Raw genomic sequence first — 14,580 nt, forward strand, 5'->3', positions numbered from 1 at the left:
TGCAGGTGGGCCAGACCGGCAAAATCGTTGCGCCACAGCTGTACATTGCGGTCGGTATTTCCGGCGCGATTCAGCATTTGGCGGGCATGAAAGACTCCAAAGTGATCGTCGCGATCAACAAGGACGAAGAAGCGCCGATCTTCCAGGTGGCCGATTACGGCCTGGTGGCGGACTTGTTCGAAGCCGTACCTGAGTTGGAGCGGGCGCTGTGAGCCGTTAAACAGCTGGCGTGAAGACGCAGGCAGGCTGCAAAAAGCTGTTTCAATCCATTGTGTAGCGGTAACAAAACGCGCTGTCACGAGGTGTAGATTTCTCGCGTTTCAAACGTAATCCCCGTCAATGGCTGTGGAGAATGAATGATGTCGCGAGTGACTGCAAAACGAAGCATGAGCGTGGTTGCGTGGGTGGTAATGGGAGGGTTTTGCGGCCTGACGATGGCGGCACCGGCCGACCCGTTACAGATTGTCGGTACTTATGAATGCTCGGGGTATGACCGGCATGACGGTGCGTATAAGGGCGTGTTGACGCTGACGACGGACGAGAGCGCCAGCCATGCCGAACAGGGGTTTGGAGCCTATCAGTTGACCTTTAGGGTTGAAACGTCCGCAGCGCCGGTCACGTATTCAGGGTATGGCGCGGCCAAAGGGCAAACGCTAGCCCTGTACTTTGCCAATGACGATGCGAGCGCGGCCAAGGACTACGGCATCGGGTTGGCCACCTTGACCCAGGATCAGGATGCGCAGGGCACGTACACCACCACGCTGCACAAGTCGTACTATCAACCGCACTACATGCACAACGGTGTGGCTGGTCGAGGGACAGAAAGCTGCGTCAAGACCGTTGCCGGCAAGGCATAAAAAAAGCCCCGGAGTGAACTCCGGGGCTTTCAATGCCGTCTTTTGATCAGCAGTAGCTGTTCACTTTTATAACCTCAGGTTCTGCTTTCGCCTTTTCCCAGGTCAGGGTCAAGGTTTGGAGCACCTTTGTCATGAACGCTTTGTCCGCGGCGGCCTTTTTGCCCACATAACCCTGGCCGCGGCGGTACATTTTGAGTCGGGCACGCATCTGTGGATGCTGATTTTCGAACTCGGTTTCTTCTACACAGTGGGAGACCGGGTCGATCCGAACGTCACCCGCCTCATTGATCCACACAATATGATCGTTGAGTGCGTCTTTACGACCGGCGAACAGTTCAGCCAGTTCGTTGATAGTCGGTTGGTTATTCAGGTTCATCGCTAGCTCCTTGACCACTCGTTGATCTGTCAATTGATTCGCGCAACTGCCAGTGCAGCGCTACGTGGGGTCCATCTAAAGCAGATCCTGCCTTGAGCGCGTCCCGTGTAGTAGTTAAGTTCAGCTACTACAACATCAGCCTGAAATGAAGGAGGGCAGCGTGAGCCAGAATGCTACGGGTGACATGACACATCAGCCACAAGCCTCTTGAGGACGTCTCGCCAGCTTCTCTCATCCAGACTCTGGACGATCAAACCAGGTCAGCTTCATCAATTCTGCCTTGTGGGCAGTACCTATCCCGGAACAGTCCGACGGCTCGTCGAACATGCTTACAACTACTTTTCCAGCGCTTCCGGTGGGGAAGACGTCTGCATCATGCAAAAGGAAAAAGCCGTCGTCAACACATATGTAGTGATTATTTCAAGGCACTACATATGTGACTCGCGGGTCTGTTTCCAGCTTGCCGGTCATCCTGCGCTGGCCCGCAAGGGCGGGGGGGAAGTGCACTGACGTCTGAGCAATTGCGGTGGTTTGTTGCGGATTTGTTGCGGGCCTCGCATGCCGTGCGCCAGCTGCGCCGGCCGCTCTGTTAGTATCTGGCACTTTGATACCCATTGAAGGTGCCCTATGAGCGAGCCGATTCGCCTGACGCAGTACAGCCACGGAGCAGGGTGCGGCTGCAAAATTTCGCCTCAGGTGCTTGAAGTCATTCTTGCCGGTAGCGGTGCGCAAAACCTTGATCCGAAGTTGTGGGTCGGTAATTCATCGCGCGACGATGCGGCGGTCTACGCCCTGGATGACGAGCGCGGTGTGGTGTCGACCACCGATTTTTTCATGCCCATCGTCGATGACCCGTACGACTTCGGGCGCATTGCGGCCACCAATGCAATCAGCGATATCTACGCCATGGGCGGCGATCCGTTGATGGCGATTGCCATTCTGGGCTGGCCCGTGAACCTGTTGCCGCCCGAAGTGGCACGGGAAGTAATCCGCGGGGGCCGGGCCGTGTGTGATGACGCAGGCATCCCGCTGGCGGGCGGGCATTCGATTGACACCCCCGAGCCGATTTTTGGCCTGGCCGTGACCGGTGTCGTCAACAAACGCCAGATGAAACGCAATGACACCGCGACCGCCGGGTGCTTGCTGTACCTGACCAAACCCTTGGGCATCGGCATCCTCACCACGGCCGAGAAGAAGGGCAAATTGCGCACGCAGGACGTGGGCGTGGCCCGTGACTGGATGTGTACGCTGAACCGGATCGGCAGTCAATTTGCCAAGCTCGATGGCGTCACGGCGATGACCGATGTGACGGGTTTTGGTCTGCTGGGGCATTTGGTCGAGATGGCCGACGGCAGTGGCTTGAGCGCGCAAATCGATTACGCCAGGGTGCCGCGGCTGGACGCGGTGGAATACTACCTGGAGCAGGGCTGCGTGCCGGGCGGCACCTTGCGCAACTATGACAGTTACGCGAGCAAGATTTCGCCGATCCAGGAGCTGCACAAGCGCGTGTTGTGCGATCCGCAAACCAGCGGCGGGTTATTGGTCGCTGTTACCCCGCAAGGCAACGAGGCGTTCCTGGACATGGCCCGCGAGCATGGCTTGCACCTTGAGCCGATCGGCCGCCTGGTGGAGCGACAGACGTACGCGGTTGAGGTTGCATGATGGCTCATGACGTAACCGACTTGCGCGAGGTGTTCCTCAATGACCGGCCGATGATGGATACCCGTGCGCCGATTGAGTTTCACAAAGGGGCGTTTCCGGGTGTGGTCAACCTGCCTCTGATGACCGATCACGAGCGTGAGCGCGTGGGCACGTGCTACAAGCAGCAAGGCCAGCAAGCCGCCGTGGTGCTGGGGCATCAATTGGTCTCGGGCAAGGTCAAGGCTGAGCGTCTGCAAGCATGGGCCGATTTTGCCCGGGCCCATCCCGACGGGTGCCTGTATTGCTTTCGTGGCGGCATGCGGTCGCAGATCGTGCAGCAGTGGCTCAAGCACGATGCCGGCATTGATTACCCGCGCGTCACCGGTGGCTATAAAGCGCTGCGTACGTTCCTGATCCAGACCCTCGACGAGGCCGTGGCGCAGTGCGATCTGCTGGTGCTCGGCGGCATGACCGGCACCGGCAAGACCGACGTGCTGGTGCAGCTCGACAATGCGCTGGACCTTGAAGGTCACGCCAATCATCGCGGTTCAAGCTTTGGCAAGCGCGCCACCGGCCAGCCGTCCAATATTGATTTTGAAAATCGCTTGGCCATTGATGTGCTGAAAAAGCGCGACAAAGGCATTGAGCGCTTTGTGCTGGAAGACGAAAGCCGCACGGTGGGCAGTTGTGCCTTGCCGTTGCCGCTCTACCAAACCATGCAGACCGCGCCGATGGTGTGGCTCGAAGACAGCCTGAACAGCCGGGTCGAGCGCATCCTGCGTGATTACGTCATTGAGTTGTGTGCCGAATTCACGGCTAAAAATGCTGAACATGGTTTCGCGCTGTTTTCTCAGCGGTTGCTGGAAAGCCTGGCCAATATTCAAAAACGCCTCGGCGGTGAACGCTTTCAGCGTTTGCAGGACGTGATGACTCGCGCGCTGCAAGAGCAGGAACGTTGCGGATCGGTGGACATGCACCGGGTGTGGATCGAAGCGTTGCTGCGCGAATACTACGATCCGATGTACGCGTTTCAGCGTGAGAAGAAAGCCGGTCGAATCGCGTTTGCGGGGGATCAAGCGGCCGTGTTGGCGTATTTGCGCGAAAACGCCCGCCAGAAAGAGGGCCGTTAAGCCGCGTCTTTAGGCACGCTCAATCGCTCATTGGCCAAAGCAGTCAACCAGCTTGAGCGGTTTGACCATTGTTGCAGAGCCTTCGCAAGGCGATTATCAGCAGGATTTTCGACGGTTCCCATTCCTATAAAAAGACCGAGGGATTCTGCTGATGCGCGATTATCTGACCGCGATGAGCGACTTTGACTATCAACGTGCCGTAAGCCATTCGCTGCACGGCGATTTGACTGCTCTCAATGCCTGCGTCGAGTGCTGTGACCGCCATGCCTTGCCGGGGCGCATTGCACTGTTCTGGGAAGGCCGTGACGCCAGCAGCGCGTCCTACACCTTCACCGAGTTGCAGACGCACGCGGCCCGCTTTGCCAATTTCCTGTTGGCCCAAGGGGTCAAGCGCGGCGACACCGTAGCCGGCCTGTTACCCCGCAATGTCGAGTTGCTGGTTGTGGTACTGGCAAGCTGGCGCATTGGTGCGGTCTACCAACCTTTGTTTACGGCCTTTGGCCCCAAAGCCATCGAGCACCGCCTTAACAGTTCCGGCGCGGCGCTGGTGGTCACGGACGCCGCCAATCGACCCAAGCTGGACGACGTGAATGACTGCCCGACCATCGTCACCGTGAGCGGTCCGAAAGGGCAGGGGCTCGTGCGCGGCGATTACAGCTTTTGGGCTGAGCTGGAGCGCTACCCGGCGGTCTGCGAGCCCGTGATGCTGAACGGCGAAGACCCTTTTCTGCTGATGTTCACTTCGGGCACCACCGGCCCGGCCAAACCGCTGCTTGTTCCCCTCAAAGCCATCGTCGCGTTTCAGGCCTACACCCGGGACGCCGTGGACCTGCGTGCGCAAGACGCCTTCTGGAACCTGGCCGACCCCGGTTGGGCCTACGGTATCTATTTCGGGATTACCGGCCCGTTGTCGATGGGCCACCCGATCACGCTCTACGACGGCCCGTTCACGGTCGAAAGCACGTGCCGCGTGATCAAAAAGTACGCCATCACCAACCTCACCGGCTCCCCGACGGCGTATCGCCTGTTGATTGCAGCCGGTGATGCGTTCTCCAGCAAGGTCAAAGGCCAGTTGCGGGCCGTCAGCAGCGCAGGTGAACCCCTTAATCCGGAAGTCATCCGCTGGTTTGCCGAGCATTTGGACGTCACCATCCATGACCACTACGGCCAGACTGAAATCGGCATGGTGCTGTGCAATCACCACGGGCTCGGGCACCCGGTGCACCTGGGGGCGGCCGGTTTTGCCTCGCCGGGGCACCGCATCGTGGTGCTGGATGAGCATCACCAGGAACTGCCTGTCGGGCAGCCGGGCATTCTGGCAGTGGACCGCAGCCAGTCGCCGATGTGCTGGTTTGGCGGCTATCAGGGCTTCCCGACCAAGGCCTTCGTCGGCAATTACTACCTGAGCGGCGACACGGTGGAGTTGAACCCGGATGGCAGCATCAGTTTTGTCGGGCGCAGCGATGATGTGATCACCACCTCCGGCTACCGCGTGGGCCCTTTTGATGTGGAGAGCGCCTTGATCGAACACCCGGCGGTGATTGAAGCCGCCGTGGTCGGCAAGCCCGACCCGGAACGCACGGAGTTGGTCAAAGCCTTCGTGGTGCTGAGCCCGCATTACCTGGGCGATGCGCAATTGGCCGAAACCCTGCGCTTGCACGTGCGTCAGCGACTGGCGGCGCATGCCTATCCCCGTGAAATCGAATTTGTCAGCGAGTTGCCCAAAACACCCAGCGGCAAGCTGCAGCGCTTCATCTTGCGCAATCAGGAAATCGCTAAGGCTGAACAGGCGGCAATCGCCCGGGCCACGGCTTAACCTTCAGGAAAAATCATGCAGATCGAGAACAAGGTTTTTATCGTTACGGGCGCAGCTTCGGGCTTGGGTGCTGCAACGGCACAGATGCTGGTCAATGCCGGCGCCAGGGTCATGCTGGTGGACGTGAACGCGGATGCCGTCGCCGCACAGGCCACGCGTCTGGGCCCTCAGGCGCGCAGCGCGGTGGCGGACATCAGTCAGGCGCAGGCGGCGCAGGCCGCCATTGACGCCACGGTCGCGGCGTTTGGCGGCGTGAACGGTCTGGTCAACTGCGCGGGCATCGTGCGCGGCGAAAAGATCCTCGGCAAGGGCGGGCCTCACGGGCTGGAGAGTTTCAGTCAGGTGATCAACGTCAACCTGATCGGCAGTTTCAATATGCTGCGACTGGCCGCGGCGGCCATCGCGCAAACCGCTGCGGACCCCGATGGCGAACGCGGCGTCATCATCAACACCGCGTCGGTGGCCGCGTTTGACGGGCAGATTGGTCAAGCGGCGTACGCGGCGTCCAAAGGCGCGATTGCCAGCCTGACCTTACCCGCAGCCCGCGAGCTGGCGCGTTTCGGGATTCGGGTGATGACCATTGCCCCCGGTATTTTTGAAACCCCGATGATGGCGGGCATGACCCCTGAAGTGCGCGATTCCCTGGCGGCGGGCGTGCCGTTTCCGCCGCGCCTGGGCAAGCCGGCGGAGTATGCCGCGCTGGTGCGTCACATCATTGAAAACAGCATGCTCAATGGCGAAGTGATCCGTCTCGACGGTGCCTTGCGCATGGCAGCCAAATAAGGAGCGGGTGATGACGATGTCAAATGATCCGGTAGTGATTGTCAGTGTGGCACGGACCCCCATGGGCGGCTTTCAAGGTGACTTCAAGGGCCTGACCGCGCCACAACTGGGCGCTGCGGCGATTCGCGCCGCGGTGGAGCGCGCCGGGGTTTCGAGCGACAGCGTTGATGAAGTGCTGTTCGGTTGCGTGCTGTCGGCCGGTCTTGGACAGGCGCCTGCCCGGCAGGCTGCCTTGGGCGCGGGCCTGGACAAGGGAACCCGTTGCACCACGTTGAACAAAATGTGCGGGTCGGGAATGGAGGCGACGATGCTGGCCCATGATCGACTGTTGGCGGGTGGGGCGGATGTGGTGGTCGCGGGCGGCATGGAAAGCATGTCCAACGCGCCGTATCTGCTTGACCGGGCGCGCAGCGGCTACCGCATGGGCCATGGCCGTGTGCTGGATCACATGTTCCTCGACGGCCTGGAGGATGCCTACGACCGCGGCCGTTTGATGGGCACCTTTGCCGAAGATTGCGCGCAGGCCCACGGTTTCAGCCGTGAGGCCCAGGATGCGTTTGCGCTCGCCTCGCTGGCCCGTGCCCAACAGGCGATCAGGGAGGGCAGCTTCAGTGCTGAAATCGTTCCGGTGCAGGTCACGGTGGGCAAAGAACAGCGTGCGATCACCGACGACGAGCAACCACCCAAAGCCAAACCTGAAAAAATCCCCACACTCAAAGCAGCCTTCCGCGACGGCGGCACGGTGACGGCGGCCAACTCCAGCTCTATCTCCGATGGTGCAGCGGCGCTGGTGCTGATGCGCCGCTCCGAGGCGCAAAAGCGCGGGCTTGCGCCGTTGGCGGTGATCCACGGGCATGCGGCGTTTGCCGATGAACCCGGCCTGTTTCCCACCGCACCCGTGGGCGCCATCAAGCGCTTGATGAGCCAAACCGGCTGGAACCTCAATGACGTCGATTTGTTCGAGATCAACGAAGCCTTTGCGGTGGTCACGCTGGTGACCATGAGTGAGCTGGACTTGCCCCATGACAAGGTCAACATCCATGGCGGTGCCTGCGCCTTGGGGCATCCGATCGGGGCTTCCGGGGCACGCATTCTGGTGACGTTGCTGTCGGCCTTGCGCCAGAAAAAACTCAAGCAGGGCGTAGCCGCCATTTGCATTGGCGGCGGCGAAGCCACGGCGATTGCCGTGGAATGTCTGTATTAAGGAATTTTTTATGCTGCCCACACCCGAACAACGACAAATTTGTGAAGCGGCCCGCCAGTTCGCCCAGGAGCGTTTGAAGCCGTTAGCTGCCGAGTGGGACAAGCAGCACCGCTTTCCCCGCGAAGCCCTTCAGGAAATGGCCGAACTGGGCTTTTTTGGCATGTTGGTGCCTGAAGCATGGGGCGGTTGTGACACCGGCTACCAAGCCTATGCCATGGCCCTTGAAGAGATCGCCGCGGGCGACGGTGCCTGTTCGACGATCATGAGCGTGCATAACTCGGTGGGCTGCGTGCCGATTCTCACCTACGGCACCGAACAGCAAAAGCGTGACGTGCTGACCCCGTTGGCCAGCGGCGCCATGTTGGGCGCGTTCGCCCTGACCGAGCCGCAGGCAGGCTCCGACGCCAGCGACCTGAAAACCCGGGCCCGGCGCGAGGGCGATCACTACGTGCTCAATGGCTGCAAGCAGTTCATCACGTCAGGCCAAAACGCTGGCGTGGTGATTGTGTTTGCCGTGACGGACCCGGCCGCAGGCAAGCGCGGGATCAGCGCGTTCATCGTGCCCACCGATACCCCGGGTTACAGCGTGGCACGGGTAGAAGAAAAGCTCGGCCAGCATGCCTCGGACACCTGCCAGATCCTCTTCACCGACATGAAGATCCCGCTGGCCAATCGTCTGGGCGAAGAAGGTCAGGGTTACAAAATCGCGCTGGGCAATCTGGAGGGTGGGCGCATCGGTATCGCATCGCAAGCTGTCGGGATGGCCCGCGCTGCGTTTGAAGTGGCCCGGGACTACGCTCGTGAGCGCACCACTTTCGGCCAGCCATTGGTGGAACACCAAGCGGTGGCGTTTCGTCTGGCCGACATGTCCACTGAAATTGCCGTTGCCCGGCAAATGGTTCGCTATGCCGCCGCCTTGCGTGACAGCGGACAATCCGCGTTGGTCGAGGCGTCCCAGGCCAAGTTGTTTGCCTCGGAAATGGCGGAACGCGTGTGCTCCAAAGCATTGCAAACCCTTGGCGGTTATGGCTATTTGAGCGACTTCCCGCTGGAACGAATCTATCGCGACGTTCGGGTGTGCCAGATTTACGAAGGCACCAGCGATATTCAGCGCATGGTCATTTCGCGCAACCTTTGAACGAGGAGTTATCAATGAGTTACGAAACCATTCTGTTGGACATTCACGGGCGCGTCGGCTTGATTACCCTGAACCGGCCGCAAGCCCTGAACGCCTTGAATGCGCAGTTGGTCAGCGAAGTGAATCACGCGCTTGACCGCCTGGAAGCGGACAACGAGATCGGCTGCATTGTGCTGACCGGTTCGAAGAAAGCCTTCGCCGCCGGTGCTGACATCAAGGAAATGGCTGATCTTACGTACCCACAGATTTACCTGGACGATCTGTTCTCGGACAGTGAGCGCGTGTCGACCCGCCGCAAGCCCATCATTGCCGCCGTTGCCGGGTTCGCCTTGGGTGGCGGGTGTGAGCTGGCGATGATGTGTGACTTCATTCTGGCCGGTGACAACGCCAAGTTTGGCCAGCCTGAAATCAACCTCGGCGTACTGCCGGGCATGGGCGGCACCCAGCGTTTGACGCGTGCGGTAGGCAAGGCCAAGGCCATGGAAATGTGCCTCAGCGGGCGTTTGATTGATGCTGCCGAAGCTGAACGCTCGGGGCTGGTATCACGCGTGGTGCCGGTGGATGAGTTGGTCGAAGAAGCCCTGAAAGTGGCGGCCGTGATTGCCAAAAAATCCCTGCCGGTGTTGATGCTGACCAAAGAATGCGTCAACCGCGCGTTCGAAGTGAATTTGGCCGAAGGCGTGCGTTTTGAGCGCCGTGTGTTCCATTCACTGTTCGCCACGCAGGATCAGAAAGAAGGCATGGCGGCGTTTGTTGCCAAGCGCGAAGCCGACTTCAGGCATCAGTGATTGATCCGGTGCAGCGCGGTCTGGACGGACCGCGTTGCACGGACGGGAGATCCGCCTGATTGCGGCTTAAACCAAATAGTGTTTCAGCTCGCGTGCAATGACCATGCGTTGAATCTCACTCGAGCCCTCATAAATTTGCGTGATTCGCGCATCCCGGTAGTAACGCTCCACCGGGTAATCTTCCAGGTAGCCATAGCCGCCATGAATCTGGATGGCTTTGGAGCACACATACTCGGCAATTTCCGAGGCAAACAACTTGGCCTGCGAGGCCTCTGACAGGCATGGTTTACCGGCGCTGCGCAGTCTGGCCGCATGCAGGATCAGCAAGCGCGCGGCGTTGAGCCGGGTCTGCATGTCGGCAAGCATGTTGGCGACGCTCTGGTGTTCAATGATGGCTTTATCGAATTGCACGCGATCACGGGCGTAGCTGAGCGCGGCTTCAAAGGCGGCGCGGGCGATGCCAAGGGCTTGCGCGGCAATGCCGATACGACCGCCCTCAAGGTTGGACAGCGCGATGGCCAGCCCTTTACCGCGATCCCCCAACAGGCTGCTTTCGGGCACGGTGCAGTTGCTCAGTGTGACCGCGCAGGTGTCCGATGCGCGAATGCCCATTTTGTGTTCCGTACGGTCCACGATGAACCCCGGTGTATCGGTCGGCACCAAAAACGCCGACAGGCCTTTTTTGCCCAGGTCCGGGTCGGTCACGGCAAACACAATGGCCAATTGAGCGCGTTTGCCATTGCTGACAAATTGCTTGGCACCGTTTATCACCCACTGGCCGTCCCGCAGCTCTGCGCGGGTGCGCAGGTTGTGGGCTTCAGAGCCCGCCTGGGGTTCGGTCAGGCAAAAGCAACCGATGGCCTGACCGCTGGCCAGTTTTTCCAGCCAGGTCTGTTTTTGCGCCTCGCTGCCGTATTTGAGAATGGGGCCACACCCCACCGAGTTGTGAATGCTCATCAGCGCGCCCGTGGCGCCATCCCCTGCGGAGATCTCTTCGACCGCCAGGGCGTAGGCCACATAATCGACGTAAGTGCCGCCCCATTCCTCGGGCACTACCATGCCGAGCAGGCCCAGCTCGCCCATTTTTGTCACCAGTGTGTCGTCAATCCAGCCTGCTTTTTCCCAGGCTTGGGCATGGGGTGCGATTTCGCGGCGGGCAAAGTCGCGGGCCATGTCGCGGATCATCACTTGTTCTTCACTCAGTTCGATGTCCTGCATGGCTCAGGCTCCTGTCGGCTTGAAATCAGAGAAAAAACTGGCAACGTGCGCGGCATCCAGCTGATTCAGAGACGGCGGGTTCCAGTGCGGGGTCTTGTCCTTGTCGATGATCAGTGCGCGCACGCCTTCCATGAGATCACCCCGGTCGAACCATTGGCGATCCAGGTGTATTTCCAGCGCGAAGCATTGTTCCAGAGGCAGCTCGCGTCCCCGGCGCAGCATTTCAAGGGTTACGGCCATGGCCAGCGGCGAGCGGGTGAGCAGCAGATCAGCCGTGGCGGTGGCCCACTCACGTTGATCCGGCAGCGTGACGGCGCGCAGGCGATCAACGATCGCGGGCACAGTGGGGGCCGAGAACACGTCGTCGATGAGGGCGCGCCGTGATGCCAGTGCAGGGTCTGGCAGCGAGGTGACAGTCAAGGGGTCAAGCAGGGCCTTGAGGTCCTCGGCGGGTGATTGGGCCCATGTCAGCGCGTTCAGTGCAGCATCAAGCTCCGGCAGTCGGCTGCTGTCGAGGTAGCGATCAGCCAGGCCGCAATACAGCGCGTCGCTCGCACGGATTTGCACGCCGCTAACGCCGAGATACGTGCCGAGTTCTCCCGGAGTTCGGGTAAGAAAGTAGCTCCCGCCGACGTCAGGGAAATAACCGATACCGACTTCGGGCATCGCCAGCTTGCTGCGCTCGGTGACAATACGAAAATCGGCACCCTGCACCAGCCCCATGCCGCCGCCGAGCACAAAACCGTCCATCAGGGCCACGATGGGCTTGGGGTAATGGTGCAGGGTCAGGTCGAGGGCGTATTCCTCTTCGAAGAAGGTGTAATGCAGTGTGCCCTGGCTCTGGTAACTGTCGTACAGCGAGCGGATATCACCGCCGGCGCAGAAGGCTTTTTCACCTGCCCCCCGTAATACAACGGCCTTGATGGCGGGGTCGCTGGACCAGGCATCGAGATGGCGCTGTAGCGCACGGACCATGTTCAAGTTGATGGCGTTAAGGCCGCCGGGGCGGTTCAGGGTCAGGTGGCCAATGTGGTTGCGCACCTCGGCCAGAATCTCGCAATGCGTGGCCTCGACATCCTGTGTCGCTGAGGATGAAACCTGTGCAGTCATCACTAACTCCCTGCTTTGTCTTGTTATTAAGGGCTGTTCGTAGACGAACGATGGTCGATGCTAACAGTGCAAATTTGCCAAGTACAACCCGAATAAGTGCAGGGCTGGCATGCATTTTTGCATGCTCGACCTGCGCAAATACGCATGGTCATTGAGCCAGCCAGCCGCCGTCGACATTCCATGCAGCGCCTCTGACCTGACTGGCGGCTTCACTGCACAGAAACAACACCAACTCGCCCAATTGCGGCGGGGTGACAAATTCCAGCGAAGGCTGCTTTTCGGCCAGCAGGTCGTGCTGAGCCTGATAAGGGTCGATGCCCTGGCTGATGCGTTGGTCTATTTGCGTTTGCACCAACGGCGTCAGAACCCAGCCGGGGCAGATGGCGTTGCAGGTGATGTTGCTGGTCGCCGTTTCTAACCCGACCACTTTGGTCAAGCCAATGACCCCGTGTTTGGCGGCTACATAGGCCGCTTTACCGACCGAGCCCACAAGGCCGTGGACTGACGCGATGTTGACGATGCGCCCCCAATTGCGTTTGCGCATGCCGGGCAGGGCGAGGCGGGTGCTGTGGAAAACCGAGGATAGGTTGATGGCGAGGATGGCGTCCCATTGCTCTGCCGGAAACGCTTCAACGCTGGCCACATGCTGAATGCCGGCATTGTTGACCAAAATGTCAATGCCGCCGAATTCGCGTTCGGCGTAGTCGATCATCTCGGCAATTTGCGCCGGGTCACTGACATCGGCCGCATGATGGCCCACTCGGCCACCCCACTGTTCTACGTCGGCAATGACTTTGCTGGCATCACCAAAGCCGTTGAGTATGAGATCGGCACCGGCTTTGGCAAGGCTCAATGCAATACCCAGGCCTATCCCGCTGGTGGAGCCGGTGACCAGCGCAGTTTTACCCTTAAGGTTCATGATCATTTCCTCAGGTGAGACACGTTGGGTTCGTGAGTGAGGAAACGTAGCACGAGGTTAAAAGCAGCGGATACGAAACGGCCCACCAAAAGGCGGGCCGTTGTCACGCAGCGCTTGAGGATTAATCCTGGCGGCTGGTCACTTCAAGCAGGTGATAACCGAACTGGGTTTTGACCGGGCCTTGAACCACGTTGATCGGTGCGCTGAACACGACAGTGTCAAACTCTTTAACCATCTGGCCTGGACCGAATGAACCCAGGTCGCCACCTTGACGGCTGGAAGGGCAAGTGGAGTTGGCTTTTGCGACTTCAGCGAAATCAGCGCCGCCTTCGATTTGGGCTTTCAGTTCGTTGCATTTAGCTTCGCTGGCAACAAGGATGTGACGGGCAGTGGCTTTGGCCATGGGAAGTGCTCCTTTCAATAAAGGGGTGAGACTACCGGATTCAGGCGCTTTTTTCGCGGCAAAAGTTCCCCCGTCGGTTGTGCTTGTGGGTATTACACGCCTTTGGCCTTGAGACGACGCGCGTGTTCGACGTAAAGCCCGGCCGGATCGACGCTTTTGTTGGCCAGTGCGGCGACATGGTTAATGGTGTCCAGATGATCCAGCGGGTAGTCCGAACGAATCACCTGCCCCAAGTGGGAGCTGAAACGTCCGACCATCCCGTCATTCTCTTTGCTTTCGCGGGTAAAAAAACTGCCAAACACCCGGCAGGCATTGTGCAGGGGGTCAAAAATGTTCAAGGATTCTGAGAGCAGCGAGCCTTTGATTATCCCGCTCCATGAATAGTAGAGAACGCCATTCACCTGTTCGGCGCCCATTGCGCCCCACGTCTCAGGCAGCCCCTGGGGGTATTTTTTGTTGAAGGCGGCCACGCCCTCGGTGGTTAAGGCATTCAATGCACCCAGGGCGTCTTGCGGCAGTTCCCGGCGACCGCTCAACCTTGAAATGAATCTGCCCAGCGCACTGCTCAGGGCGGCGGCGACGGTTTCTGGCAGTGCGCCTGGGGTGAGTGCCTGACGGACGCGATCCGCGAGTTCCGACCCCTGATTGGGCCCGCTGACCGAGGTGACAGAGGCCACCCGTTCTGGTGCGACGGCAGCGGCATAGCGAGCGGTAAGGGCGCCTTGGCTGTGGCCGATCACATTGAATCGCTGTAAGCCGTTTTGTGTGGCCAATGCGCGTAGTTGCTCAAGCAGCTGTTCGCCCCGTTCTTCAGAACTGTTGGCGGCTGAGACTTTGGCCACATAGACCGTGGCCCCGGCCTTGTTCAAGGCTTCTTTGATGCCATTGAAGTAATTGAACGGGCCAATGTGGTCGAATCCAAAAAGGCCGTGTACCAGCACTATCGGGTAGCGCGTGTTGGCTGACGTATCCATGTCATGCATATCCTCTAAAGGTGTTTGATCCATAAAAATCACCTTAGGTGAGGGTTTCATAAGCGCTCTGACAGCAGATGTTGTCCAGGCCACCCCTCGAGCGCAGGCCCCAGAACCATTGGCGTCATATTCCTTCTTTAGGGTCTACAAAATCTGTAGGCGGTCATTGTGCTTTCAACCTGCATTTAGAAAAAGATCTGACTCGCAATGGCATCTGGCTCGG

The 14,580-nt window shown here is 59.6% G+C and carries 15 protein-coding genes; 9 read left to right on the plus strand and 6 right to left on the minus strand.

The genetic code is table 11. From position 1 onward, the window contains the following. Both TU74_RS17060 and TU74_RS17065 read left to right on the plus strand, forming a co-directional pair. A partial coding sequence (locus tag TU74_RS17060; RefSeq protein WP_048377149.1) for an electron transfer flavoprotein subunit alpha/FixB family protein occupies positions 1 to 212 on the plus strand: 212 nt, incomplete at its 5' end. Between the two features lie 156 nt (positions 213 to 368). Further along, complete coding sequence (locus TU74_RS17065) at positions 369 to 857, plus strand: hypothetical protein (protein ID WP_143517956.1); 489 nt, start codon at positions 369 to 371, stop codon at positions 855 to 857. A 46-nt stretch (positions 858 to 903) separates the two neighbouring features. On the opposite strand, the gene TU74_RS17070 is transcribed toward TU74_RS17065, so the two are convergent. Continuing rightward, positions 904 to 1,233 (minus strand): hypothetical protein, encoded by a 330-nt coding sequence (locus TU74_RS17070; RefSeq protein WP_048377150.1) that lies wholly within the window; start codon positions 1,231 to 1,233, stop codon positions 904 to 906. A 627-nt stretch (positions 1,234 to 1,860) separates the two neighbouring features. On the opposite strand from TU74_RS17070, the gene selD reads away from it, so the two are divergent. From selD to TU74_RS17105, 7 genes are all read left to right on the plus strand, one after another. Then, on the plus strand, positions 1,861 to 2,895 hold the full coding sequence (gene selD, locus TU74_RS17075; protein WP_047294731.1) for a selenide, water dikinase SelD: 1,035 nt from the start codon (positions 1,861 to 1,863) through the stop codon (positions 2,893 to 2,895). Further along, a complete protein-coding gene (gene mnmH, locus TU74_RS17080) occupies positions 2,895 to 4,004 on the plus strand; it encodes a tRNA 2-selenouridine(34) synthase MnmH (protein ID WP_047273752.1) in 1,110 nt (369 codons plus the stop codon). The genes selD and mnmH overlap by 1 nt, the downstream gene beginning before the upstream one ends. 151 nt (positions 4,005 to 4,155) lie before the next feature. Further along, entirely contained in the window at positions 4,156 to 5,820 is a 1,665-nt protein-coding gene (locus TU74_RS17085; protein WP_048377151.1) for an AMP-binding protein, read from the plus strand. A 15-nt stretch (positions 5,821 to 5,835) separates the two neighbouring features. Continuing rightward, complete coding sequence (locus TU74_RS17090) at positions 5,836 to 6,603, plus strand: SDR family NAD(P)-dependent oxidoreductase (protein ID WP_047275806.1); 768 nt, start codon at positions 5,836 to 5,838, stop codon at positions 6,601 to 6,603. A gap of 10 nt (positions 6,604 to 6,613) precedes the next feature. Next, positions 6,614 to 7,807 carry an acetyl-CoA C-acyltransferase gene (locus TU74_RS17095; RefSeq protein ID WP_048377152.1) on the plus strand — a complete coding sequence of 398 codons (1,194 nt, stop codon included), beginning with the start codon at positions 6,614 to 6,616 and terminating at the stop codon, positions 7,805 to 7,807. A gap of 10 nt (positions 7,808 to 7,817) precedes the next feature. Then, the gene (locus TU74_RS17100; RefSeq protein ID WP_048377153.1) at positions 7,818 to 8,945 is read left to right on the plus strand and encodes an acyl-CoA dehydrogenase; all 1,128 of its coding nucleotides are present in this window, start codon (positions 7,818 to 7,820) and stop codon (positions 8,943 to 8,945) included. A 14-nt stretch (positions 8,946 to 8,959) separates the two neighbouring features. After that, on the plus strand, positions 8,960 to 9,733 hold the full coding sequence (locus TU74_RS17105; protein ID WP_048377154.1) for an enoyl-CoA hydratase: 774 nt from the start codon (positions 8,960 to 8,962) through the stop codon (positions 9,731 to 9,733). Positions 9,734 to 9,799: 66 nt separating this feature from the next. Here the strand turns inward: TU74_RS17105 and TU74_RS17110 are convergent, their stop codons facing one another. The 5 genes from TU74_RS17110 to TU74_RS17130 all read right to left on the minus strand — a co-directional run bounded on the left by TU74_RS17110 (position 9,800) and on the right by TU74_RS17130 (position 14,357). After that, complete coding sequence (locus TU74_RS17110) at positions 9,800 to 10,951, minus strand: acyl-CoA dehydrogenase family protein (RefSeq protein ID WP_047294718.1); 1,152 nt, start codon at positions 10,949 to 10,951, stop codon at positions 9,800 to 9,802. A 3-nt stretch (positions 10,952 to 10,954) separates the two neighbouring features. After that, entirely contained in the window at positions 10,955 to 12,061 is a 1,107-nt protein-coding gene (locus tag TU74_RS17115) for an enoyl-CoA hydratase/isomerase family protein (protein ID WP_048377155.1), read from the minus strand. 148 nt (positions 12,062 to 12,209) lie between these two features. Next, positions 12,210 to 12,980: a 3-hydroxybutyrate dehydrogenase gene (locus tag TU74_RS17120; RefSeq protein WP_047273594.1), complete on the minus strand. Its 771-nt coding sequence runs from the start codon at positions 12,978 to 12,980 to the stop codon at positions 12,210 to 12,212. Positions 12,981 to 13,101: 121 nt separating this feature from the next. Beyond that, complete coding sequence (locus TU74_RS17125; protein ID WP_008150918.1) at positions 13,102 to 13,383, minus strand: peptidylprolyl isomerase; 282 nt, start codon at positions 13,381 to 13,383, stop codon at positions 13,102 to 13,104. 92 nt (positions 13,384 to 13,475) lie between these two features. After that, a complete protein-coding gene (locus TU74_RS17130) occupies positions 13,476 to 14,357 on the minus strand; it encodes a triacylglycerol lipase (protein ID WP_048377180.1) in 882 nt (293 codons plus the stop codon). Between the last annotated feature and the right edge of the window lie 223 nt (positions 14,358 to 14,580).

It is taken from the genome of Pseudomonas lundensis (assembly GCF_001042985.1).
Classification (GTDB): domain Bacteria; phylum Pseudomonadota; class Gammaproteobacteria; order Pseudomonadales; family Pseudomonadaceae; genus Aquipseudomonas; species Aquipseudomonas lundensis.